The organism is Chryseobacterium carnipullorum (assembly GCF_003815695.1).
Taxonomy (GTDB): Bacteria; Bacteroidota; Bacteroidia; order Flavobacteriales; family Weeksellaceae; genus Chryseobacterium; species Chryseobacterium carnipullorum.
Window position 1 is genome coordinate 1,120,145 of sequence record NZ_CP033920.1, and the last position, 23,137, is coordinate 1,143,281.

A 23,137-nucleotide genomic window follows, 5' to 3' on the forward strand; every position below is an offset into this window, starting at 1 on the left:
AAGTTCAAATACAATATAAGCAGTACAAAAAGTTCCTTTCCAAAATAATCACAAAAATTAAAACACGACACGTTTTGTCGCATTAAGCCTATATATTTGTCTTATAAAATTTTACCATGAAACGCAGCTTTGCTGCCGCATAAATTATAGACGAATGAAAAAAGATTTTTATCTGACAAGATATGCCTTAATTATAAAAAGATTAGAAAGTTCTCCGGCTACCTATTCCCAGCTGGAGGATTATCTTCTTAACTCTTTCGAATTTCAGGATGCAGGGATCCTATTACAAAAACACAAGCTTATTCCTTAAACTCATCAGGAGTAGTACATGTTTTTAATAGCGCATGTGAAAAACCATTTAATGAAAATTTTCAATATAAGCTATTTTATCAATGGCAATGGAAAGAAATTTTGGAGACAGGAATAGAAAATGAGTGTATTAATAAAGTAAAATAATATCTATGAGAATTTTATCTTTGTTTACAATATTATTTAGTCTTAATCTGTATAGTCAAGAGTCTAAAATAGACATACGTCAGAGTCTAGATTCAAAGAAATACAACTTAAGCATTGATGGCAAATCCATTGCCATAGAAAAATATGACTCTTTACAAGTTGAAGGTAATTTTATAACCGGGAAGATAGGAACTAGCTGGGACGTCTATAATTTAACGGGCGAAATGATAAAGTCTAGTCTAAAATCATATTACCCTTATTCATCAAATACTCTTCAGATTATTGATTCTTTTAATAAGATGTATTTTATTGACAAAAGTGGCCGAGCAATAATTCCTAAAAAAAGAATACAGGCTCCTTTGCGCCCTAATGATGAACTTGGCAACAGTACTTATGTTTCCTATACCATCATTAATGATCATCATATCAAAGAAATTTCTAAATATGATAAAGTAGATACTACTTATAGTTTGAACTTCGACAAAATCCCACCTCAGAAGGCTATCTTTGAAAAATTTGTAAATAATAAAAAAGAGATTTCTTTTGAAAGAGAATGGTATACAGGAGATATATGGGACAAACTTGATCCTGATTTTGTGATCTTAAAAGAGGATAAAAAATACGGAGTATGGTCTTTATTAGAGGAAAAATATATACTTTCCCTAGAGTTCGACAAAATCCAAAACTTTACCTCATATCTTTCCTTAGAAAAAAACGGACTATCTACATTCTATCCTAACATAGGCACTGAACCGAAATATCAAAAACTTGAGCCATATATAGAATATTTCGCCAGATTTGAAACTCCAAATGGTAAAAAAGGTTGGGTAGACAGAAAAGGAAAAGAATATTTTGAACAATAATTTAAAAGCTCTCCACTCCTATTCTTATCTGGATAATAAATTCCCCTAAAACAACCAATAGAATTTTCGTTATAAATATTCCTCTGACTTAATATATTTAAGCAGAGGATTTTTTGTGAAAAAGGCTCTATATTTAAGCGGATAAAGTAGGAAATTTGACAAAGGATCAAGAACTACTCTATTTGCAATGTCTTACTATATTACACACAGTATTAGATGTATAGGATTTGAATATTTTTGTCAGAAAAGGATTGTCTAATAAAGTTGGATGTATCTGTAGTCAAGAAGAATATCCAAAGATCATTCTATTATTTAAAAAAAATGGAAAATTCGAAAAATTTATTGCGTTTCCGGATAATGGAGAAAATAGATATAATTTTTCTGATAAAGAATATCAAAATTTTGACTGGTCAGACGAAAAAGAAAAAAAGATCCTTAACATGTTAAAAAAAGACATTCTTCCTGAGCAGGCTTTAAGGTAGAAGTTTGTACTCAGCCAATAAGTGAAAAAAATCTACGAGGTTGTCTCAAGAAAATGATACAACCTCATATTAAGTTATGATACATTTCGGACAAATTATTATGGTTATGTAAAAGCAAAATAAATATGAAAACTACTCTAATTTCTTTGTTGATTAGCCTCGCATTTTTTTCAGTAGGCTATTGGCTAATATATTTAGCTCTCATCTCTATAAATCCCCCTGTCACATATGATGGACATAAGTATATGCCATTTAAAGTGATACTACAATCAGGAATAATTTCTTTAATTTTATCTATTATACTTTTTATTTTTGTTCACAGATATTTCAAAAAAAAGAACTAAAAAGTATAACATAATCAAAAAAAAAAATTCATCGACGATTGAGATCTTAAAAATAGAAACCGCCTTATGGCGGTTTATTTTTAGGTGAAAGAAATCCTTAAATTTGCAGATAAAACAAAATTAATAATGACGTTCAAATTTGTATTAGTAGGGATATTAATAATTTGCAATAATCTTTGTGCGCAAAAAAATCCTACAGCATTTGAGAAAAATTCCAATTATGGTTTAGTTTTCGAAAGAAAAGTAATTCTGCCTGCTATCTATGAGGATGTTAATTATAAATATCCTTTTGTGGTTGCTCAACGAAAAAAAGAAATAGAAATTTATCAGTTTGACAGAATTAAAGGGCTGAAAAAAATATATGAAAATGTAAAATCTGCCGATTATGTGAAAAATGTAGATGGAATACAAATTCTTACCAAAGATGATGAAGTCATATTTTTAGATTACGATGGTGTTGTAAAAAATATTTCCTCTTATCCAAAAATAGAAAAACACCAGAATGGACTAAGTCTTTGAAAAGTAATATGGAGATTACATGTACAATTACTAAGGACAATATAAATGAATATAGGAAATATAGCGATAAAAAATACAATCCAAGCAGTTTACAATATGAATTGATAAAAAATTCTAAAAGTGCAACATTTCTTAATGAATATAAGTATTTGAAAATAAGCATTTTATGATTTTTTAGGATAATTTAGTGGATGACTATTCTGATGACGAACTTTATGCTCCTCTTAAATATTCTTACGTTATTGCAGAGGTAGAAAATAAATATGGAGTTTGGGACTTTAAAGATAAAAAAGCAATCCTACCTTTTGAATATGATAAAATTATTTCTTACCAAAAATATTTACTTCTTGAGAAAAATGGATTGGTAACTTTTTACCCTAATGTAGGTACAGAACCTAAATATAAAAATTTAGAGTCATACATTGGTGCTTTTACCAGATTTGAAACTCCTGATGGAAGAAAAGGCTGGATAGATAGAAAAGGAAAAGAATATTTTGACCAATAATTTAAAAGTTCTCCACTCCTATTCTTATCTGGACAATAAATTTCTCTAAAACAACCAATAAAATTTTCGTTATAAATATTCCTCTGACTTAATATATTTAAGCAGAGGATTTTTTGTGAAAAAGGCTCTATATTTAAGCGGATAAAGTAAGGAATTTTACAAAGGATCAAGAACTACTCTATTAGCATGGTCTCACTATATTACACACATTATTAAATGTTTAATACATTAATCAAATTATCATGGCATTAAAAATAAAAGAAAGTGAGTTAACATGTAACCGTTTAGATGGCGGAGGAGTTCCTATCTATTATCACAATGGCAGCCCTTTTACAGGTGTTGTTTTACGGTACTATGACACCGGCGAACTTTTTTGTGAGGAAGAATATAAAGAAGGATACCAGGAAGGTTGGTTCAGATCTTATCATAAAAACGGTAAAAAATATACAGAATATAAAGCCCATAACAACGTAGAATATGACGGAACTTATAAAAAATGGGATGAAAATGGTAATTTAATGGCATCCTTCTAATAAGAATATAATAGATAAAAATTAAAACACGACACGTTTTGTCGCATTAAGCCTATATATTTGTCTTATAAAATTTTACCATGAAACGCAGCCTGGCTGCCGCATAAATTATAGACGAATGAAAAAAGATTTTTATCTGACAAGATATGCCTTAATTATAAAAAGATTAGAAAGTTCTCCGGCTACCTATTCCCAGCTGGAGGACTATCTTTTGAACTCTTTCGAATTTCAGGATGCAGGGATCAAGAGCTACTCGATCCGTACTTTGCAGAGGGATATTCGTGAGATTTCTGATCTTTTTAATCTTTCCATTCACAACAAAAAGAAGGGAGACAACCGTTATTATATTGAAAGCCGTCCCATCATGGAAGTGGATGAGTACAACCAGAAATTACTGGAATCTTTTCAGGTAAGCAATGCCCTGAACCTTCATCCGGATTTTTCAGATTTTATCTTTTTTGAAAGCAGAAAACCCACCGGAATAGAGCATTTCTATGATCTTTTCTTCGCCATCCGTAATAAAAGGGTCGTAAGCTTTGAACATTACAACTACAAAAACAAAATAATGACTTCCCGGAAGGTTCATCCCTTGGCTTTAAAGGAATCTAAAGACCGATGGTACCTCATTGCTATAGATACAAAAGATAAAATTTTAAAATCATTCGGCTTAGACAGAGTGAATTACCTGGACGTGAGCGACAGCAAATTCCGTGAAAAGTATAATTACAATTTCAGGGAACATTTCAAAAATGCTTTTGGTGTCATGAATCTGGCGGAGCAGAAACCGCAGAATATTGTCATGAAATGCAGCAGACATCAGGGCGAATACATCCGAAGTTTTCCCTTGCATCAGTCTCAGAAAGAAACGAAAGAAACTCCAGAAGAGATTTATTTTGAGTTCTTCCTCCACCCTACTTATGATTTTATGCAGGAGATTCTTTCTTACGGAAAGGAAGTCACTGTCCTGGAACCTAAATGTTTAGTTGATGACATCCGAACTCATTTACAGGAGTCATTAAACCGGTATCTGGAAAGCTGATCTTACATGTAAAAGCTCACTTTTTTTGATTATATTTACATAAATATACTCTTTTGAAAGCTTTATTTTTATCCCTGTTCTGTCTCATTTCTTCTTTTTGTTTTTCCCAGCAGAAGGAAGAATTCAGGCTTGTAAAAAACTATTACAACCAGCATCGGAGCATGTTGAGTACAGAATTTAAAAAGAAATTCGACCTGGAATCAGACTCTTTCAGAAAGGCCAGCATAAAGGTTGATTTTACTCTTTTTATGAAAAAAATGGACAGCATTGAAAACGTATCCATGATAGCAGCTTTGCTAAAAGTGAGAAACACGGAAGACCTCCAATCGCTGAAAAGCCCAAAAAGTCTGTCAGAAATTACTACTGAAAAGCCTTTCGTTTTTGAAAAATCCGCGGATTATCCAGGTGGATTCAATACACTGAGACAGGAAGTTGCCAATCTTTTTTATACAGACGGTGTCTACACTGAAGCAAAAACGGTAAAAACGGATGTAGCTTTTATTGTTGAGAAAGATGGCAGTATCAGCAATGTGCATGCCCAGGGAAATAATTTTACCTTCAACAGACAGGCTGAAATCGCGCTGTATTCTATTTCAGAAAAATTTTCACCGGCCATCATTAAAGGAGAAACGGTAAGACACCAGCTTACACTTCCTTTAACCTTAACTATCGAAGACTAAATGTTTACCGACGAATATTACATGAAAATGGCCCTGCAGGAAGCAGAAGCTGCAAGGGAAAAAGATGAGGTTCCTATCGGATGTGTGATCGTTTCCAACAACCGCATCATTGCAAGAGCCCACAACCTTACCGAAACCCTGAATGACGTTACTGCCCACGCAGAAATGCAGGCCATCACCTCCGCTGCCAATTTTCTTGGAGGCAAATATTTGATGAATTGTACATTGTACGTAACCTTAGAACCATGTGTGATGTGTTCAGGAGCACTTTCGTGGTCACAAATCTCTAAAGTAGTGATTGGCGCCAGAGATGAGCAGAGGGGGTTTATCAATAAGCATCTTTCTCTGCACCCAAAAACAGAAATAGTAACCGGAGTAATGGAACATGAGTGTTCATCTATTGTTAAAGAGTTTTTCAAAAGCAAAAGATGACCTACTGCTCTTCCTCTATTACTGGATGAAAAGAGGCTTTAGGGCATTCATCTTTCTCCAGTTTAATGCTTTGGTCTCTATCCTATATTTTCCAAAACTAAAAGATTAAGAATGCTGTCTTTTTACTGATATACCACATCAGCATCAATCTTTCTACTGCTGTAATCTCCAAGAATGAGAGTATTATTTGTCCATGAAATATAATGAAAATCCAATGCAAATAAAAGCATAAAAATCAAAAAGAAAATGCCTGCACCCAGCAGAAAGCTTCCCTGAAAATTTAAATCATTAGATATTTTTAAAAACGGAATACATCATGACATCAAAGTATTCACCATCTTTTTTAAGGTGTTGTTTTAACAGTGCTTCTTCCTTCATTCCTATTTTTTCCATAATTCTTCCTGAAGCAGGATTGTGAAGAAAATAAGTAGCATAAATCTTGTTGACTTCCAGTTCCCTAAATCCAAATTCAATCAGAGCGAGAGCAGCCTCAGTGATATATCCTTTGTTCCAGAAAGGCCTTCCCATCCAATAACCCAGTTCGGCTTTATCATCTTCCCTGTCATGGAGTCCTATAGCTCCTATCATTTGCCCTTCCTTATCGCGGATCGCAAAAGTGTAGCCTGTATTGTTTTCAAAGGATTCCCGGGACATTTTAATCCAAATTTCAGAATGCTCTCTGGTATAGGGATAAGGAATATTGGAGGTAAGATCGGAGAAAATTTTATTCTGAAGATATAAGGTGACTAATGGAATATCTTCCTCTCTAAGTTCCGAAAGGATGAGTCTTTCAGTTTCGATTTTCGGAAATTCTTTTAATTTTCTCATGATCCATGGTTATAAAAAATCTTTCAACTTAACTCTGAGTTATGATCTTGTCTATTTATAAATCTTTACCTAAAAAGTAGAGTCCTTTCAATGTATGCAATCTGTCCATCACATGGATTTTTTCGGTCAGGGGTTTATAAACGTGTGAAACACCACCTGTGGCAATCACAAAACAGTCATCATTCACCTCATCGTTGATACGGTCTATAAAACCTTCCACCATTCCAAGAAATCCGTATACCATACCACTCTGCATACAGGTCACCGTATCCAGTCCTAATACAGATTTAGGTTTTTTAAGCTCAATATCAGGAAGCTGAGCCGTTTGGTTAATCAAAGAATTTAAAGAAGTAACGATTCCCGGGGCAATAATTACGCCGAGTGTTTCTCCAGTCTCCGTTACACAGCTTGCTGTAAGGGCTGTTCCAAAGTCGATGATGATTTTTTTCCGGTCAGGATACAAATGATGGGCAGCTACAAGATTAGCATAAATATCTGTTCCCATCTGTTTAGATTTGGCCTGCACTCCTGAGGGAGTAGACCGGTCTACAATCACAGGCAGAATACCATGGATTTTTTTAATCGCCGAACTCATCACTTTGGTCAGCTGAGGTACTACTGATCCGATAATGATTTTACTGATCTCTGTCGGTTCTATTTTATAGGTTTGGTAGAGCATCAGCATCTGCACATACAGCTCATCTACTGTTCTGTACGGCTTTGTATTGATGACCCATGAAATATCACAGTTATCTCCATTGAAAAGTCCGAATCTGATATTGCTGTTCCCTACGTTAATTACAATTGAATTCATTTAATTTTTTAAGCTTGTATGGGTTAAAAAACAGTTGTAAAAATAAGGCTTTATCCTTAAAAATAAGCAATATCGATATTATTTAGCTCAATTCCTTAATCTGTATTTACCATTGTTCCTATAAAACCCAGTAAAGAACTGACAATAAGCATCTATCTTATATAAATTCCAGTTATCGCTACAAAAAGTTAAAGATTTTTTTCTATTAATCATATTGCGGATTTGTAAAATAATTTTATCATTGCAAAGTCAATCAAAAGCCACAAAAGAATGAAAAAAATAATTACCCTGATATTACTATCTCAATTTGCATTAATGTTCGCACAGAAACCGGCAAAAATATATCTTGAGCAAAAGAAAGATACAGTAGGATATTATGTAGATAATACTGAAATTTATCCCATTTCCATCTCATTTCCTCAGCAACCTGAAGTTGAAAACATGAGAATTCCGGAACCATTCAAACTCATTCAGGTAATCCCTGCAAAATCCATAAAGTACAGAATTACTTATTTTGTAGTTAATGATAAGACAAAAGGCTGGAAAATAAAAAAAATGCCCAACTATTATACAATGATCGGAGATGCCACCGTTAAAACCTATGATTCCAATTATCAATATGCACTTCCTTTTCAAAAAGGCAAATCTTTCAATGTCTATCAGGGATACAACGGAACGTTTTCTCACCAGAATGAAAACTCTTTGGATTTCGTAATGCCTGAAGGCACGGAGATTACAGCGGCAAGGGAAGGAAAAGTGATTGATGCAGTTCAAACCAACAACAAAGGATGTCCTACAATCAGTTGCGCAAATCTGGCCAATTATATTTCTATTTTACATTCAGACGGAACTATTGCTCAATATTATCATTTAAAGCAAAATGGAGTCAAAGTAAAAATTGGAGATACTGTACAAAAAGGTAATCCGATAGGAATAAGTGGCAATACCGGCTGGACCAATGGACCTCACCTGCACTTTGTATGTTACTTGCCCGATTTTACAAGCCCCAAACAACAGAAGAGCATTAAAACGCTATTCAAAACAGGAGACGGAAGCAAATCTGAATACCTGACTGAAAAGAAAACTTATGCAAAAGAATACCAGGATTAACTCTTCTTATTTTCAATGACTAAAGTATTTCTCTACACCTACCAAGGAAAAATAGGACCGAAGATTTAGAGAATTGGAAACAATTAATTACCTTTAAAACTGAAAATATTTTAAACTGATTTTCTATGAAAAAATTGATCTTAGCATTTTTCTTTTGTATTGGTCTGAGTGCTTTTGCGCAAAGTGGTGCCCAAGTAAAAGACCTATTTCAAAAAATAAAAGAACAGGCCAAGATTGACAAGAATGACCGGGCAGTCTATGAAGTGCTTGACGAGTTTTACAATAAAAACCTGCAGGCAGAAAATGACGAAATGACTCCCGAAACGGTTCAGCGAATTGAGAAAATGGCGTCAGATCCCAATACAAAAAACCTGCATATCCTGATGCTTTTTCTGATGTATCAACAGCACATCAGCAGAACCTCAATGGCTGGAAAAGCACCTGATACCGAGTTCCAGATCGAAACCATGAACATATTGGAAAATGAAACCAGAGATGTTTATGGAAAAGTACCCGCCATCATCTATATCTACAAGGCCGAATCCTTGGACGGAGCTGGAAAGAAAAATGAAGCCAAAGTGGTATTGGATCAGGGATTAAAAGAATATCCGGATTCAGTTCCTTTAAAAGTATACCGCTACCTCAACACAAAAGATGAGGTTTTAAAAAATGATCTTGTCAAGAATCACCCTAACCATTGGATGTTACAGCAGTTTGGAATAAAATAAGGAATGGGAGATTCCAGATATCCGATGTCAGACACCAGATTTCAGACATAAAATCTTAACAGAAAAGTAAATAGAAATCCCACAAAAAAGCTTTGTGGGATTATCTTTTTATCTTATTGGATCTATTGTTTTACTTCCACAATATTATCATCCACATTCACATCTGCCAATCTCTGGCTGAAATCTATCCCTAAAACAGAAAGCTGAGCTTTTGTATAAGGAATGGTCAACGTATATTCTTTTTGTGTCCATGGCCAGTAAGGCATGGTCTTAAAATCTCCGTAGATATCTTTCTCCTTCCAGGTATGGGTCATGTTTAAAGGAATCTGGTAGGTAACCACTTTTTTATCTGTAGTCAATACACTGAAATCTATAGGCATAGGAACCTGCCCTTTATTCACCAGGGTAATTGTAGTGGATTTTGCATCATACTTCACATCCTTGATCCCGTAATCAATAGTTTTGGTGGTATTGATCCAATAATTATGGAACCACTTCAGATCCATTCCTGATACTTTTTGGGCAATGTGAAGGAAATCTCTGTCAGTAGGATGCTTCATTTGCCACTGATCGTAATACTGCTTTAAGGTTTCGGCAAGTTTCTGCTCACCCATAATATAACCAAGCTCTACCAGGTACAATTCTCCTTTTACGTAAGATGCATAAGTATAAGCCGTTCCATTGTCATGGTGGTCACCAAACCATACCGCGGGTTCTTCAATCCCTTTTTTAATGAAATTCCTGTAGGCATTGACCGTATTGGCAAATGGGTTGGGAAGTTCTTCAGGAAACAGCTGATACATCACATAACCTTCCGCATAGCTTGTAAATCCTTCATCCATCCACGGTCGTACCGATTCATTGGTTGCCAGCATTTGTTGGTACCAGGAGTGTGCACCTTCGTGAGCCATCAATCCCATCAGGCCTTTCATATCTTGAGCTTCTCCCAGGATCATGGTACACATTCCGTATTCCATACCACCATCTCCTCCCTGGATAAATGCGTAGGTAGGATATACATACTTCCCGAAGTGTGCATTCATTAGCTGGAAATATTTGGTGACATAAGGCTGGGCTTCTTCCCAAACTTTAGTTTTGTCATTCTGCTGATAAACCAGAAACACTTTTGGCCCTTCCGGAACATCAAAACTTTTAATGATATAATCCCGGTCTGCACTCCAGGCAAAGTCTAAGATATTATTAGCTTTCCACTTCCAGACTGCTTTTTTGCTTTTATCAGCTTTTATTTTTGCAGCGGCATCATATCCTTTTACTTCTGAAGGATTTTCAAGAATCCCTCCTGCTCCGATGACATAATCTTTGTTGATCTTTATCGTAACATCAAAATCTGAAAACGGCGCATGGAATTCTCTTCCGATATAATCAAAAGTAGCCCAGCCATCATAATCGTACTCGGCAATTTTCGGATACCACTGGGTCATTGTCATATCAACGCCTTCTCTGTTATTTCTCCCGCTTCTTCTGATCTGCTCAGGGATGACAGCATCCCAATCCATTGTAAAGGTAGTTGTAGAATTGGGCTGAATAGGCTCTGCCAGATAGACCTTCATAATGGTTTCCTGGATTTCAAATTTCAGATCTTTTCCGTTTTGCTTGATCCAGTGGATATTTTGCGCGCCTTCCTGATCTTTTGGAATGGAGGCCAACCTTGAAACTCCGTCTTTCTGCAGTCTGGAATCTCCGTTTTTCCCCTGTCCGGCCACTCTCTGGTCCATCATTGAATTAGGCTTAAAAGCATTCCAGTACAGGTGAAAATACACCACGTTGAGCTCATCAGGTGAGTTATTGGTATACTCTAAACTCTGGTTTCCCTGATAGGTAAATTTTTCAGCATTAACATCAATATCCATCTTATACTTCGCAGCCTGCTGATAATAAGCTCCCTGCTGAGCCTGAAATTGTGAAATGATAAACGCAAAAAGGATTGCAGCCGATTTTCTCATTTAAAATTTATTTTTTTTAAAGGTAGGTAATTTATGTAAAACCCTCAAATATGGAGGTATTTTAAGGTTTTTTGATCTGTTATGAAGTTAGATGGGGTTTTATTCAGATGGTTAAGTTTGCTTGCTTAGATTTTGTTTTTTTAAACACTAATGACACAAATTATTACACCATTTTAAACACTAATAATGCATGAAGATATTTTTCTGGAAGCCATGTCAAGGTTTAGAACCTTGACATGGCTTATTAGTGATATTCGTTAAAAACATTTGGCATTTGTGTTTCAAATTACAGGGGTGTCAGCATCTTCTTTATTAAGGTGATCTGCCCTAAATGATAGTAAGCATGTTCAATCATTCCATCGATATTTCTTTTGTAGGTTCCGTATTTTTCATCTACAAAAACCTCATCAAGTTTACTGTCATCAAATTGTTCAACTAATGATGCAAACTTTTCTGAGTCTGTCCAAAGCCTATTTAAAAGCACTTCCCATTGCTCCGCAGATTCAATAGGTGGAAGATCAAAACTGAACTGATCTTTTATTTCAAGATCACCTCCTTCCAGTACATTCGCAACTCCGGCTATATAATAATGAATATGAAAGGTGAGCATGGCAATGGTATTTAAAGAATCTACATTCGTCACAGCCTGTTCCCAGGTGACATCTGAAAGCTGATCTTTAAAATTCGTATTGGCGATCCAAAAACCATCCAGCAGAACTTCTCTGAATCTTTTTGCTAATTGTAAAGCTGAGCTCATTGTTTGAATTTTTTTAATTATTAAAGATAATTATTTTTTAAAGCTTTCTCGAACTGTACAGATAATCAGATTTTTAACCACAAATTACGCTAATAAAAGCACAAATTTAAACACAAATCAATTCGTGGTATTCGTGAAAAACACTTGTGTCATTCGTGTTTCAAAGAACAAAAAACCTCAAATGCAATAACATCTGAGGTTCAATATGATTTAAAATCAAATTATTTTTTAGCTGGAATTTCTTTTTTTCCGCTTTGTAAGATCTTTTCAAGGATTCTTAAAGTGATCAGATACGTAGGCTTTACACCGGTAAGGCCTAAACCTCCTGAAGAAAGGGTACTTCCCGTTTCCAATGGATTATCTGAAGCATAATAAGCATAACATACGAACAGATCCGGTGCAATATGATGTCTGATCTTAGACGCTACCTGAATGGCTTTCTGATAATGCGCTCCTTCCATTTCAAGACCGATAGCTTTCCATGAAGTGTTCATAAAATAGGATAAGATATCTCTGTTCTGAAGCGATGTCCCTAATACCGTGATCATCGGGCCTTCAAATGCTTTCAGTTCATCATCTTTAAAATCATCAAGTTTCAAAGCATTTTCAAAAGGATAGTTATCTGCCGTTCCTTCAAAAATATGAGAAGTAGGGATCATAATATCTCCTTTTCCTCCGGCAAGAATTCCGGCTTTCCCCATGATAGAAACAGATTTTACTTTCATCATGTACACCTCTCCTTTATTTTCAAAAGGTCTCAGCAATTCGTCCATAACCTCAAAAGCCTGTTCTCCGAAAGCATAGTCGAAAACCATGATCACATCGTCTCCGCCATATTTGATTCCGCTGAAAGGTGTATTTTTCAGGTCTGTTTTGCTTAAATCAATAATCTGAACATCGATATTACTTCCGCTCTTATCATTAATATAGATCAGTCCTTCTTCCAATGCATATTTTGACACTTTGTCCCGAAGTTCTTTTTTATCAGAAATCTCTCCGTAAAGTTTGTAGTCTACTTCTTTGTTGTCTTTTTTCTTTAAGGCATCATTTCCGTACAACATATTTTTCACAGAATGCATGTTGGCAGAAATGATGTGAAGCGGACGCATGTGAAGATTGTTTTCAAATAAAACCTCTTTCACTTTGTTGGCCCATTTTTCACCGAAGTAGTGGTGTCCTACTCTTTCCTTTAATATAGCACTGAAATGGATTTCTCTTTCTCTCGTCTGTTTGGCATCTTCCAGACTTACTTTTCCTAAGTTGTAGATGATTTTAAACAGACGGTCAGGATTCTGATCATCACCGAAAGAATTATAAGCATTCAAAGTCTCTTCAAAAGTTCTTCCTATTAAAGAAGATAAGTGAATAAGAGCCACTTCTTTTTCTTTTCTGCTGAATTTCTTCTCCCCTTTTACCACTTCTTCAATAATTTTGAAAGCACGTGTAGGTTTCCAGTTTTCATCCTGAATGAAAGCCAGGTTTCTCACTTTATCTGCTTCTATAAATAAGAAGGTAAGGTGGGTAAGAATATCATAAATTTCAGAACGGCCCAAAAGAACTTCAATATTCATCTGGTGCTCATCTATCCGGTAACAGTTTCTTCTTCTCTTTTTAGGGACAATAGGTTCGAAACTTCCTTTATCAAAACCCTCATCTGATGTAAGATGAATAAAAGCACATTCTTCAATTCCTTCCGGAAGTCTGTCTAAAACATACATCAAACCATCTAATTCCAATTTGTTGGGAATATTCATGGTACCATAAATCTCTGGATTGATCGTCTTTAACAAACTTCTGATACTTTCTCCAGAAACACCGGCAGGTTTAAAAAAACCTCTGTAAAAGAGGTGTCTCATAGAAATATACAATCTTTCAATTGCTTCCGTTGTTTCTCTAGCTCTAGAATTTGTCATAAAATAAATTTCACACAAATATACAAAATCTTTGCGCATTCTATTTTAAGTATCTTTTAACAAGCATTTTAAATTCGTATATTAAAAAAATATAAAATGTGCATCATAAAACGTATTATGATGCTACGACAGGGCTAAATATTACAATTCACTTTTACAGAACCCCTATATAAAAAGTTAAACTATTGTTTGATTTAATAAAATTTCACAACACCCCCTAAAAAAAACAGGGGTAAAGTATTTCCAATTCATTTTTTTTGTAAATTTGCCCTGTAAAAATCAACCTTACTATGTCAACTTTAAGATTCAAAGCGTTAGAAACTTTACCATTTAAGGACTTCAGAAAAGATAATTCTGTTGAAGTTCCTGGAAAACTGTCAGAATTATTCTGCCAGAATGTTTTCTCAGAAGAGACCATGAGAGAATATTTGACAAAGGAAGCATTCCAGTCTATTATGGATGCTATCAAAAAAGGAACAAAGATCCAGAGACACATTGCAGACCAGGTAGCCGTAGCTATGAAAGACTGGGCAATGAGCAAAGGAGCTACTCACTACACTCACTGGTTTCAACCTTTAACAGGTACTACCGCAGAAAAACATGACTCTTTCTTTACTCCTATTGAAGGAGGAAGAGCCATCGAAAGATTCAGCGGAAACTTATTGATCCAGCAGGAGCCTGATGCTTCTTCTTTCCCGAACGGAGGAATCAGAAATACTTTCGAAGCAAGAGGTTATACGGCATGGGATCCTACTTCTCCTGCATTCATCATGGGAACTACTTTATGTATTCCTTCTATCTTCATTTCTTATACAGGGGAAACTTTAGATTATAAGGCACCTCTTTTAAGAGCTTTGAATGCTGTAGATGAAGCTGCAACCAATGTAATGCAGTATTTTGATAAAAATGTAACAAAAGTAACTCCTACTTTAGGCTGGGAGCAAGAATATTTCTTAGTTGATTCCGCATTATACCAATCCCGTCCGGACCTTGTTTTAACAGGAAAGACTTTATTAGGACACTCTCCTGCTAAAGGACAACAGCTGGATGACCACTATTTCGGTTCTATCCCTACAAGGGTAATGAACTTCATGAAAGAACTGGAGATCGAATGTATGAAACTGGGAATCCCTGTCACAACAAGACATAACGAGGTAGCACCGAACCAATTTGAGCTTGCCCCGATGTTTGAAGAAGTAAACGTTGCTGTAGACCACAACTCTTTGTTGATGGATATCATGGCAAGAATTGCTCACAAACACCATTTCCATATTTTATTCCACGAAAAACCATTCGCAGGAGTCAACGGAAGCGGAAAGCACAACAACTGGTCTTTAGCGACTGACACAGGTGAAAACTTATTAAGCCCGGGAAAAAACCCTAAGAAAAACTTACAGTTCCTAACGTTCTTCGTTAATACCATTAAAGCAGTTTACGAATATGCTGATCTTTTAAGAGCAAGCATCGCATCTGCAAGTAACGACCACAGATTGGGTGCCAACGAAGCTCCACCGGCAATTATCTCCGTATTCATCGGAAGCCAGTTGTTCAGAGTATTGGAAGAACTGGAAAAAGTAACAGAAGGGAAACTTTCTCCGGACGAAAAAACAGATTTAAAACTTAACGTCGTTGGAAAGATTCCTGAAATCCTGTTAGATAATACAGATAGAAACAGAACTTCTCCATTTGCATTTACAGGAAATAAATTCGAGATCAGAGCGGTAGGATCTTCTGCCAACTGTGCAGAGTCTATGACTGTAATGAACACGATCGCTGCAAAACAATTAATCGATTTCAAAAAAGAAGTTGATGCGCTTATCGAAACAGGACTGAAGAAAGACGAGGCCATCTTCAATGTATTGAGAGAGTACATCAAGCAGTGCAAGAGCATTATGTTTGAGGGAGACGGATATTCTGATGACTGGGCGAAAGAAGCTAAAAAGAGAGGTTTGAACAACTTAAAAACGACTCCGGAAGCACTTAAGCAGGAAATGGATAAAAAATTCGTTGCTCTTTATGAAGAAATCGGAGTGTTTACCCACAGAGAAGTTGAGGCCAGAAACGAAATCAAATTAGAAAAATATTCTACGGTTATTGATATTGAAGCAAGAGTTTTAAGTGACATCGCAAGAAACCATATTATTCCTTCTGCTTTAAATTATCAGAACAGATTGATCGAGAACGTAAAAGGTCTTAAAGAAATATTCCCTGACAAAGAATTCAAAACATTGGCGAAAGAGCAAATGAGCTTAATCACTAATATCTCTGAGAATGTTTCCAAGATCAAACTTGGCGTTGAGGATCTTATTAAAGCAAGAGAAGCAGCAAAAGCTGTATCCAATAGTCAGAAGCAGGCAGAAACTTACTGCAGCAAAGTAATCCCTTTATTTGACGTGATCAGAGAAGCTTCTGATGATCTTGAAATGATGGTAGATGATGAGCTTTGGCCAATGACTAAATATAGAGAAATGTTATTTACAAAATAACATCTGTAAAGTTCCATATTAGTTAAGCTCCCTGGTTTTTTCCGGGGAGTTTTTTTTGATTTATTAACAGCCTTGAAATTAGAGTTTTGAATATTGAAACACGGTAAATAAAGGAAATTTGATTTATTATGTTAAAGAATCATAATAAAAAAAACCGCAGACTCACCAAAAATAGGCGATTGCGGTTTGTTTTTCTTTAACATACTTAAATAATATGTTAAATTGTGTTAAATAAAGAACCTGACAATAATCATATCAGGGGTCTTTTAATCGGAATCTCTACTTTTGTAATGCTTTTGAAAATAAATATTCCTTTTAACACGGATAATCAAATATATATGAAGAAAAGAGTTTTGTTTTATTTAGTTGCTTTAGTGTCTACAGTTTCAGTTCAATCATGCGCTACAAATTATGTAGTTTCACAACCAGCAACTTATGCTAAAGAATACAAAACAGATGCCAAACTAGCTTCTCTTGATAACAAGAAAATGGAGCAGGATAAGCAAAGACTTATCGATTCTTTTCTAGCTGAAAAGGCGGCATCTATAGCCAATGCAAAAAAATCTATTAAGAATTCTGAGATTGCAAAAGCAGTCAAATACAATAAAACGATCGATAATATCCTAACAGAAGCTGAAACATACCTTGGGACTCCATACAGATACGGAGGAATGACCAGAAGAGGTATTGATTGTTCAGCTTTCGTTCTTTCTGTATTCGGAGCAGCAGCAGGACTTAGCTTACCAAGAGTAGCCGCTTCTCAGGCTCAGGAAGGTGAAAGTATTGAAAAAGGAGATCTTCAGAAAGGAGACTTAATCTTCTTTTCACACGGAAGAAGAATCTCTCACGTAGGTATTGTAGAAAGTGTAACTGAAGAAGGTGAAATCAAATTCATCCACGCAGCCACTTCTAAAGGGGTAATGATCTCTTCGCTGAATGATTCTTACTGGGGACCAAAATTCAGGTTTGCCAAAAGAGTGATCAACGAGAACGGAGACGCTTATAACAATTTAGCATCTTCTACTCCATCCACAGCGACAAGTTTTTAATTTTAAATAATTGATTTAAATAATGAAGCCATCAGATTTCTGATGGTTTTTTTATTTTTTGGGTGGTGAGCTTTTGATGAAGAGTGTTTTTACTACCCCGCCTTTTTGCTTTGCAAAAATCCACCCCTTCAGAGAAGGGGAATGATGGGTACCTAAAATCAATTATAGCCAATATTAACAACGAACGTAGTAGCTAGGACCTGTTTGACTAGTAGCAGTAATAAGTTCCAAAGCCTTCCTTAGAGTGTTGGAATATAAAGTATTGTTAAAATACGTCCCTATTGAATTCTGTAGTTTCAATTTTCAGAATAACAGATGTTCTCGTGGTGTCCACCCTCTAACTTCTAACCTCTAATATCTAACTTCTAATTCCAGTCAATTTCAATATCAAGCTTATACAGAAGTCCATGCACTTCAGAAAGTGAAAATTTAGCCTTTTTAAGGCGATTGACGGAAGGATCTATGGAATAATTGAAGGAAGTTCTCAGATCTGCTTTTTCAAGGTTTGTACGATCGAAAATGGCTCCGGAAAGGTCACAGTTTTTAAATACTGATTGAGAGAGATCAGATTCCGCAAAATCGGTTTCAATTAATTTTGAATTTTTAAAGACCGTTTTCTTAATTGAAGTAGTATAGAAGACCGCATTATTGAGTGCGCATCCGTCAAAAGTAAATGAAAGACCAAATCCGTTACATTCATTAAACTGAAGTCCGAACATTTTGCATTCTTTGAAATAAACCGAGCGAAAAGCTGTTTTAACCAGTTTTGTCATACTTAGATTACTGGTGATGAACTCGCAGTCTGTAAAACTGAAACCGGAAAGATCTGCATATTCAAAGCTGCAATTTCTGAAGGTACAGTTTTCGTACTCTCCTATTTCAAAAGGCTGGTCAGTACAATTGATGTTTTGAAAATCCTGATCTGAAATGTATGTCTGTTTCATATTTACCTCTATTCTTTAAATACTGCTTGTTCTACTCTTCTGATGGCAATGAAGCTTTTATATTGGTCGTATGAAAAGCGGCAAAAAGACCTCATCTTCCAACGCTTAAACCAAGCTGTTCTTATCTGAATAATTGAGTTTAAAGAAAATAAAAGTCATCATAGAAAAGGCAAGAAGTGAACTTCCTCCATAGCTGAAATAAGGAAGCGGGATACCTACAGTTGGAAAAAGCCCCATTACCATTCCCAGATTGATGGTAAAGTGAAGCATCAGGATAGAAGCAAAGCAATACCCAAATACACGGTTAAAGGTGGACTTCTGCTGTTCTGCCAGGTAATAAATACGTCCGATATACACCATATAGCATAAAACGAGAATTGCGCTTCCTACAAAGCCCCATTCTTCCCCTACTGTACAGAAAATATAATCGGTTTCCTGCTCAGGAACAAATTTCCCCTGTGTTACCGATCCTTCCCGGTATCCTTTGCCCAGAACGCCACCCGATCCGATAGCGGTTTTGGAATATAATAAGTTGTACCCGGAGGTATCTCTGAATGCTTTTTCTCCTTTATAAAGAACCTCAATTCTTTCTCTCTGGTGTTTTGGAAGTTTTTCCAGAATATAAGGTGAGCCGAAAGCTAGACCGCACAATAAAATAATGGATCCTGCAATTCCTGAAATAGAAATGACATCCCATGACATTCTGTGATAGTTCATGGCGATCAATACCCCTGCAATGATAACAACGGCTAGTGCTACATAAATAGGAGGAATAGCCAGAGCGATCAAAAAGACACCGGCAAATACAAATCCTACCCCAAACAATAGTCCGCTCAATCCTTCTCTATATAATGCAATAAAAAATGCGATAAATACCAGCATGGAACCTACATCCGGAATCGCCAGAACAACAGCAGCCGGAATTCCGATAATGGCCAGAACAGTCCAGAGTGATTTTTTAATCTTAAGATTAAAATCCGGTCCGGAGACATAATTGGCCAGCATTAACGCAGTTCCGATCTTGGCAAACTCAACCGGCTGCATGGTGAAACTTCCGAATTTATACCAATTTTTCTGACCCAGAATTTCTTTTCCAAAAGGAAAAAGTCCGATCAAAAGTAAAACACCACCGATATAAATAATCCCCGCCATGTTTTCAAAAAACTTACTTCTTCCAACGAATATTATAAGTCCGACAAATAAAGAAATACAGAAAAAAACCAATTGTTTTTCTCCTAATTTCTGGTCAACACTGTAAATATTAGCAATTGCAAAAATACAAAGCGCGAAATACAGCCCAAGACCAAGTTTATCTATCCCTTCTGCCCACTTCATTGCTTTACTTTTTTAGCGTTGTTCTTTGTTTCTTCGTCTATTTTCTTCTGCAGTTTTATTTTCTGCTCTTTAATAAATTTCAGACTATCCTGCTTTCTTTTTAGCTTAACAGAATCTTCTTTAGGGTCCTTGTATAAACCTTTACGTTTCAGATCTGCTACCCACTGTCTTTTGTATTCAGGCATAAAGCTGGCACTGGTCATCTTTTTGTAAAGATTTTCTCGCTTCAGATCTCCTGTGATGTACTTTTCAGCAATCACAGTACAGGCAGGTCCCGCCCATGTTGCTCCAAATCCTGCATGTTCCATTACAGCAGCGACCACAATCTTTGGTTTATCTGCAGGAGCAATTAAAACAAAGATTGAGTTATCTTTTCCTTGTGGAACCTGTGCAGTCCCTGTTTTGGCAAGTTGGGTAAAGTCATTGGATTTCAAACTTCTTGCCGTCCCCCTTAACACCACCGCTTCCATCCCTTTCAATACAGGCTCGAAGTGTTTAGGATCTACAAGGGTTTTATGTTTTGTTTTAAATCTTTTATCCGGATTTGGCTTTCCGTCAATCGATTTAACGATATGAGGCGTATAAAACCAGCCTTTGTTGGCAATAGCCGCAACGTAGTTTGCTAACTGAAGAGGCGTGACCAATACATCTCCCTGTCCCATTCCGTTGAAGATAGAACCGTTCATTGTATAGGCAGAACTCCAGTCTTTTTTGCCGCTCCTTTTTTCATAAAATTTACCGGAAGGAATTCTTCCAGGCGAGCCTACGGCAATATCGTTGTTCAGATATTCGCCTACCCCAAAGCTGCTCATGATTTTTTTCCATTCATCAACTCCTCTTGAAGGGTCTCCCGGATACTTATTCATAATGGCTATATAAGCGTGAGAAAAGTAGCAATTACTCGAAACCTGGATAGAAGGAATAAGAGGGTCTGCTCCTCCATGCCCTTTAATTCTTAAACCTCTGTAGAAAAATCCGCCACCACAAGGGAAAACTGTATTTTCATCCATAACCCCCATCTGCATTCCTGCAAGAGCGGTCAGCAGCTTGAAAGTAGATCCCGGAGGATAAGCCGCCTGAACAGACCTGTCAAAAGTAGGTTTGTTTTCGTATAAGGTATCTTTAGAAAGCGCGTAAAGATTTTTAGATTTATAAGGTCCGGTAAATAAATTAGGATCAATATCCGGTCCGGTGGCCATGGTGAGAATTTCACCATTATTAGGATCAATGGCAACGATAGCTCCATGTTTACCGACGAGCATTTCTTCTGCCATCCTTTGAAGATCGTAATCAATTGTTAAAGTAATATCTTTTCCGGTAACCACATCTTTATCTAAAGTTCCGTTTTTATATGATCCTATATTGCGAAGTCTGATATCCTTTTGGATATACTTGATGCCTTTAATCCCGCGAAGTTCTTTTTCATATGATTTTTCAACTCCTGTTTTACCGATAAAATCTCCCGGAAGATAGTAGGCTGAATCTTTTTTTATTTCTCTTTCATTCACTTCACTGGTATACCCCAAAAGGTTTCCGGAAGTGCCTACCTCATACTGACGCTGAGGTCTTGATACGATACTGAATGCGGGATATTTGAAAATAATCTCCTGCACCCTGGCAATATCTTCTCTGCTGAGGTCCTTTAAAAAGGTCATAGGGGTCAGCTTTGAATAGTATTTTTCTTTCTTAATGATATCGATTCTTTTGATAAAATCAGTTTTGCTGATCTGCATAAGAGTACAGAAACCCAAAGTATCAAAATCAGGTTTCATTAAGGCCTGCGTAAAGGAAATCTCATAAGCCGGCTGGTTTCCCACCAGGATCTTTCCATTTCTGTCGAAGACCACCCCTCTCTGCGGGATGACGTATTCCGTTTTGATGGAGGTATTAGCCGCATTTAAGGCATAACGGTCTGTAAATAACTGTAAATAAGCAAGCCTCGCCACAAAAATAATGGCGATGACAACTAATATGGAAAAGATTTTTAAATAACGTGTGTTCAAACTTTTTGTTTGATTTTAAATATTAATGCGTAAACAACGATAAATATAAAGGAAATTATACTTGTTATCACTACATTAAGTAATATTTCGAAAAAACGGCTAAATTTAAAAAATTCAATGTACTGCACTAAAAGCTGGTGCAGAAAGATACTTGAAAAAAGAAACAGTAAAAACTGTGCCCATTGAAGGGACTGAAAAGAGAAAAAGTCTGTGGAAGTATCTGTGGAAGTTCTGAAAATCAATGTTCTGAAATAAGCAATAAGGGTAGTCGCAAATGCATTGATTCCCCATGAAAAGAGGAACGCATCTACAGAAAGTCCGATTAAAAAGCTTAAAGCTAAAAACTGATATTTATTTCTGAAGAAAGGATAAAACATGACAAAAACCGGATAAAGAACCGGTGTGTACTTTCCGAAAAGAATGATCTTGTTGAGTACAAAAATCTGTAATGCAACCAGGAAGATCATGATCAATATATCGGTAAATAGAGTCCTGCTAATCATTTTCTTTTTTTATTACGGTCTGCAATGTATCCTGAATTCTCTGTACTTCTGCTTTTTTAAGGTTTTTCACTACAAATACCTTGCTCAGCGCACCCATTTTTTCGCTCAGTTCCACTGAGATATCCCAGAAACCAGTCTTGTTATCTACAGAATATCCTGCGATAGTGCCTATCATTACTCCCTTCGGAAAAATAGCGGATTTGCCATCTGTAACAACGGTATCTCCAACTTTCAAAGCCACATATTTAGGAATGTCTGCAAGGTGCATCACTCTGGAATTATCACCATTCCAGGTTAAAGTTCCAAAGTACCCTGAGTTTTTCAACGAAGCGTTGATTCTGATTTTATTAACACTCAAAACAGACTGAACCAAAGCATAGCTGTCTGTAGAGTTGATTACAATTCCGGCAATTCCTTTGGGAGCCATTACGCCCATCTGAGGAAAAACCCCATCTCTGCGGCCACGGTTGATTGTAAAGTAATTATTTCGTCTGTTGATACTGTTAAATACGATTTCACCATCTACAAAAGTATAGATCTGCCCGCCACCTAAAGTATCATGAACTTTTTTGAATACAGGATTTTTCGCCCCTTCTTTTCCATAGAGCTGAATCATCAGCGACTTATTCTGAGCCACAAGATCTTCGTTGATCTGTTTCAGTTTCAGATATGAAACTCCTTCATCAATATACCCCGAAATCCATGAATTCAGCGCAGCCGACTGGCCAGCTACCCATGATTTCTGCATGGCGTTTTTAGAGAATATCAGAACCAGAGCAACAATCTGCAGGAATATAAAGAAGACAAAGAGGGCGTTCTTCGAAAATAGTCTCAGCAAAAATCCCATTCA

Annotated in this window: 23 protein-coding genes; 13 read left to right on the forward strand and 10 right to left on the reverse strand. The window is 36.1% G+C overall.

Translation table 11 applies throughout. The features are described 5' to 3' along the window. Positions 1 to 154: 154 nt before the first annotated feature. From EG346_RS05200 to EG346_RS05240, 9 genes are all read left to right on the forward strand, one after another. Positions 155 to 310, forward strand: a complete 156-nt coding sequence (locus EG346_RS05200) for a hypothetical protein (RefSeq protein ID WP_228426612.1) — start codon at positions 155 to 157, stop codon at positions 308 to 310. A gap of 151 nt (positions 311 to 461) precedes the next feature. After that, entirely contained in the window at positions 462 to 1,319 is an 858-nt protein-coding gene (locus EG346_RS05205) for a hypothetical protein (RefSeq protein WP_123877211.1), read from the forward strand. 227 nt (positions 1,320 to 1,546) lie between these two features. After that, positions 1,547 to 1,801, forward strand: coding sequence for a hypothetical protein (locus tag EG346_RS05210; RefSeq protein WP_123877212.1), 255 nt, complete (start codon positions 1,547 to 1,549; stop codon positions 1,799 to 1,801). A 470-nt stretch (positions 1,802 to 2,271) separates the two neighbouring features. Continuing rightward, entirely contained in the window at positions 2,272 to 2,664 is a 393-nt protein-coding gene (locus EG346_RS05215) for a hypothetical protein (RefSeq protein WP_123877213.1), read from the forward strand. 187 nt (positions 2,665 to 2,851) lie between these two features. After that, positions 2,852 to 3,169 (forward strand): hypothetical protein, encoded by a 318-nt coding sequence (locus EG346_RS05220; RefSeq protein ID WP_123877214.1) that lies wholly within the window; start codon positions 2,852 to 2,854, stop codon positions 3,167 to 3,169. A 242-nt stretch (positions 3,170 to 3,411) separates the two neighbouring features. Continuing rightward, a complete protein-coding gene (locus EG346_RS05225; RefSeq protein ID WP_123877215.1) occupies positions 3,412 to 3,702 on the forward strand; it encodes a toxin-antitoxin system YwqK family antitoxin in 291 nt (96 codons plus the stop codon). Between the two features lie 118 nt (positions 3,703 to 3,820). Then, positions 3,821 to 4,741: a helix-turn-helix transcriptional regulator gene (locus EG346_RS05230; RefSeq protein ID WP_123877216.1), complete on the forward strand. Its 921-nt coding sequence runs from the start codon at positions 3,821 to 3,823 to the stop codon at positions 4,739 to 4,741. A gap of 53 nt (positions 4,742 to 4,794) precedes the next feature. Next, entirely contained in the window at positions 4,795 to 5,421 is a 627-nt protein-coding gene (locus tag EG346_RS05235; protein ID WP_228426614.1) for an energy transducer TonB, read from the forward strand. Further along, positions 5,422 to 5,853, forward strand: a complete 432-nt coding sequence (locus EG346_RS05240) for a nucleoside deaminase (protein ID WP_073330701.1) — start codon at positions 5,422 to 5,424, stop codon at positions 5,851 to 5,853. A gap of 288 nt (positions 5,854 to 6,141) precedes the next feature. Here the strand turns inward: EG346_RS05240 and EG346_RS05245 are convergent, their stop codons facing one another. Next, complete coding sequence (locus EG346_RS05245; RefSeq protein ID WP_123877217.1) at positions 6,142 to 6,681, reverse strand: GNAT family N-acetyltransferase; 540 nt, start codon at positions 6,679 to 6,681, stop codon at positions 6,142 to 6,144. 55 nt (positions 6,682 to 6,736) lie between these two features. Then, on the reverse strand, positions 6,737 to 7,495 hold the full coding sequence (locus tag EG346_RS05250) for a type III pantothenate kinase (protein WP_073330707.1): 759 nt from the start codon (positions 7,493 to 7,495) through the stop codon (positions 6,737 to 6,739). A 270-nt stretch (positions 7,496 to 7,765) separates the two neighbouring features. Between EG346_RS05250 and EG346_RS05255 the strand changes: the two genes are divergently transcribed. Continuing rightward, on the forward strand, positions 7,766 to 8,605 hold the full coding sequence (locus tag EG346_RS05255; RefSeq protein ID WP_123877218.1) for a M23 family metallopeptidase: 840 nt from the start codon (positions 7,766 to 7,768) through the stop codon (positions 8,603 to 8,605). A gap of 125 nt (positions 8,606 to 8,730) precedes the next feature. Beyond that, the gene (locus EG346_RS05260) at positions 8,731 to 9,333 is read left to right on the forward strand and encodes a hypothetical protein (RefSeq protein ID WP_123877219.1); all 603 of its coding nucleotides are present in this window, start codon (positions 8,731 to 8,733) and stop codon (positions 9,331 to 9,333) included. Between the two features lie 122 nt (positions 9,334 to 9,455). On the opposite strand, the gene EG346_RS05265 is transcribed toward EG346_RS05260, so the two are convergent. The 3 genes from EG346_RS05265 to EG346_RS05275 all read right to left on the reverse strand — a co-directional run bounded on the left by EG346_RS05265 (position 9,456) and on the right by EG346_RS05275 (position 13,967). Continuing rightward, complete coding sequence (locus EG346_RS05265) at positions 9,456 to 11,297, reverse strand: M1 family metallopeptidase (RefSeq protein ID WP_123877220.1); 1,842 nt, start codon at positions 11,295 to 11,297, stop codon at positions 9,456 to 9,458. Between the two features lie 286 nt (positions 11,298 to 11,583). After that, the gene (locus EG346_RS05270) at positions 11,584 to 12,054 is read right to left on the reverse strand and encodes a DinB family protein (protein WP_123877221.1); all 471 of its coding nucleotides are present in this window, start codon (positions 12,052 to 12,054) and stop codon (positions 11,584 to 11,586) included. 221 nt (positions 12,055 to 12,275) lie between these two features. Beyond that, the gene (locus EG346_RS05275) at positions 12,276 to 13,967 is read right to left on the reverse strand and encodes a DUF6909 family protein (RefSeq protein WP_123877222.1); all 1,692 of its coding nucleotides are present in this window, start codon (positions 13,965 to 13,967) and stop codon (positions 12,276 to 12,278) included. Between the two features lie 290 nt (positions 13,968 to 14,257). Between EG346_RS05275 and EG346_RS05280 the strand changes: the two genes are divergently transcribed. After that, complete coding sequence (locus EG346_RS05280) at positions 14,258 to 16,453, forward strand: glutamine synthetase III family protein (RefSeq protein ID WP_073330725.1); 2,196 nt, start codon at positions 14,258 to 14,260, stop codon at positions 16,451 to 16,453. A gap of 338 nt (positions 16,454 to 16,791) precedes the next feature. Next, on the forward strand, positions 16,792 to 17,502 hold the full coding sequence (locus EG346_RS05285) for a C40 family peptidase (RefSeq protein ID WP_073330829.1): 711 nt from the start codon (positions 16,792 to 16,794) through the stop codon (positions 17,500 to 17,502). A 365-nt stretch (positions 17,503 to 17,867) separates the two neighbouring features. Here the strand turns inward: EG346_RS05285 and EG346_RS05290 are convergent, their stop codons facing one another. The 5 genes from EG346_RS05290 to mreC all read right to left on the reverse strand — a co-directional run bounded on the left by EG346_RS05290 (position 17,868) and on the right by mreC (position 23,134). After that, complete coding sequence (locus EG346_RS05290; protein WP_123877223.1) at positions 17,868 to 18,446, reverse strand: pentapeptide repeat-containing protein; 579 nt, start codon at positions 18,444 to 18,446, stop codon at positions 17,868 to 17,870. 105 nt (positions 18,447 to 18,551) lie between these two features. After that, positions 18,552 to 19,781 carry a rod shape-determining protein RodA gene (gene rodA, locus EG346_RS05295; RefSeq protein ID WP_073330732.1) on the reverse strand — a complete coding sequence of 410 codons (1,230 nt, stop codon included), beginning with the start codon at positions 19,779 to 19,781 and terminating at the stop codon, positions 18,552 to 18,554. Further along, positions 19,778 to 21,784, reverse strand: coding sequence for a penicillin-binding transpeptidase domain-containing protein (locus tag EG346_RS05300; RefSeq protein ID WP_123877224.1), 2,007 nt, complete (start codon positions 21,782 to 21,784; stop codon positions 19,778 to 19,780). Before EG346_RS05300 ends, rodA begins: the two co-directional genes overlap by 4 nt. Continuing rightward, positions 21,781 to 22,287 carry a hypothetical protein gene (locus EG346_RS05305; protein WP_047450943.1) on the reverse strand — a complete coding sequence of 169 codons (507 nt, stop codon included), beginning with the start codon at positions 22,285 to 22,287 and terminating at the stop codon, positions 21,781 to 21,783. Before EG346_RS05305 ends, EG346_RS05300 begins: the two co-directional genes overlap by 4 nt. Next, positions 22,280 to 23,134: a rod shape-determining protein MreC gene (mreC, locus tag EG346_RS05310; RefSeq protein ID WP_073330738.1), complete on the reverse strand. Its 855-nt coding sequence runs from the start codon at positions 23,132 to 23,134 to the stop codon at positions 22,280 to 22,282. Before mreC ends, EG346_RS05305 begins: the two co-directional genes overlap by 8 nt. Positions 23,135 to 23,137: the final 3 nt, after the last annotated feature.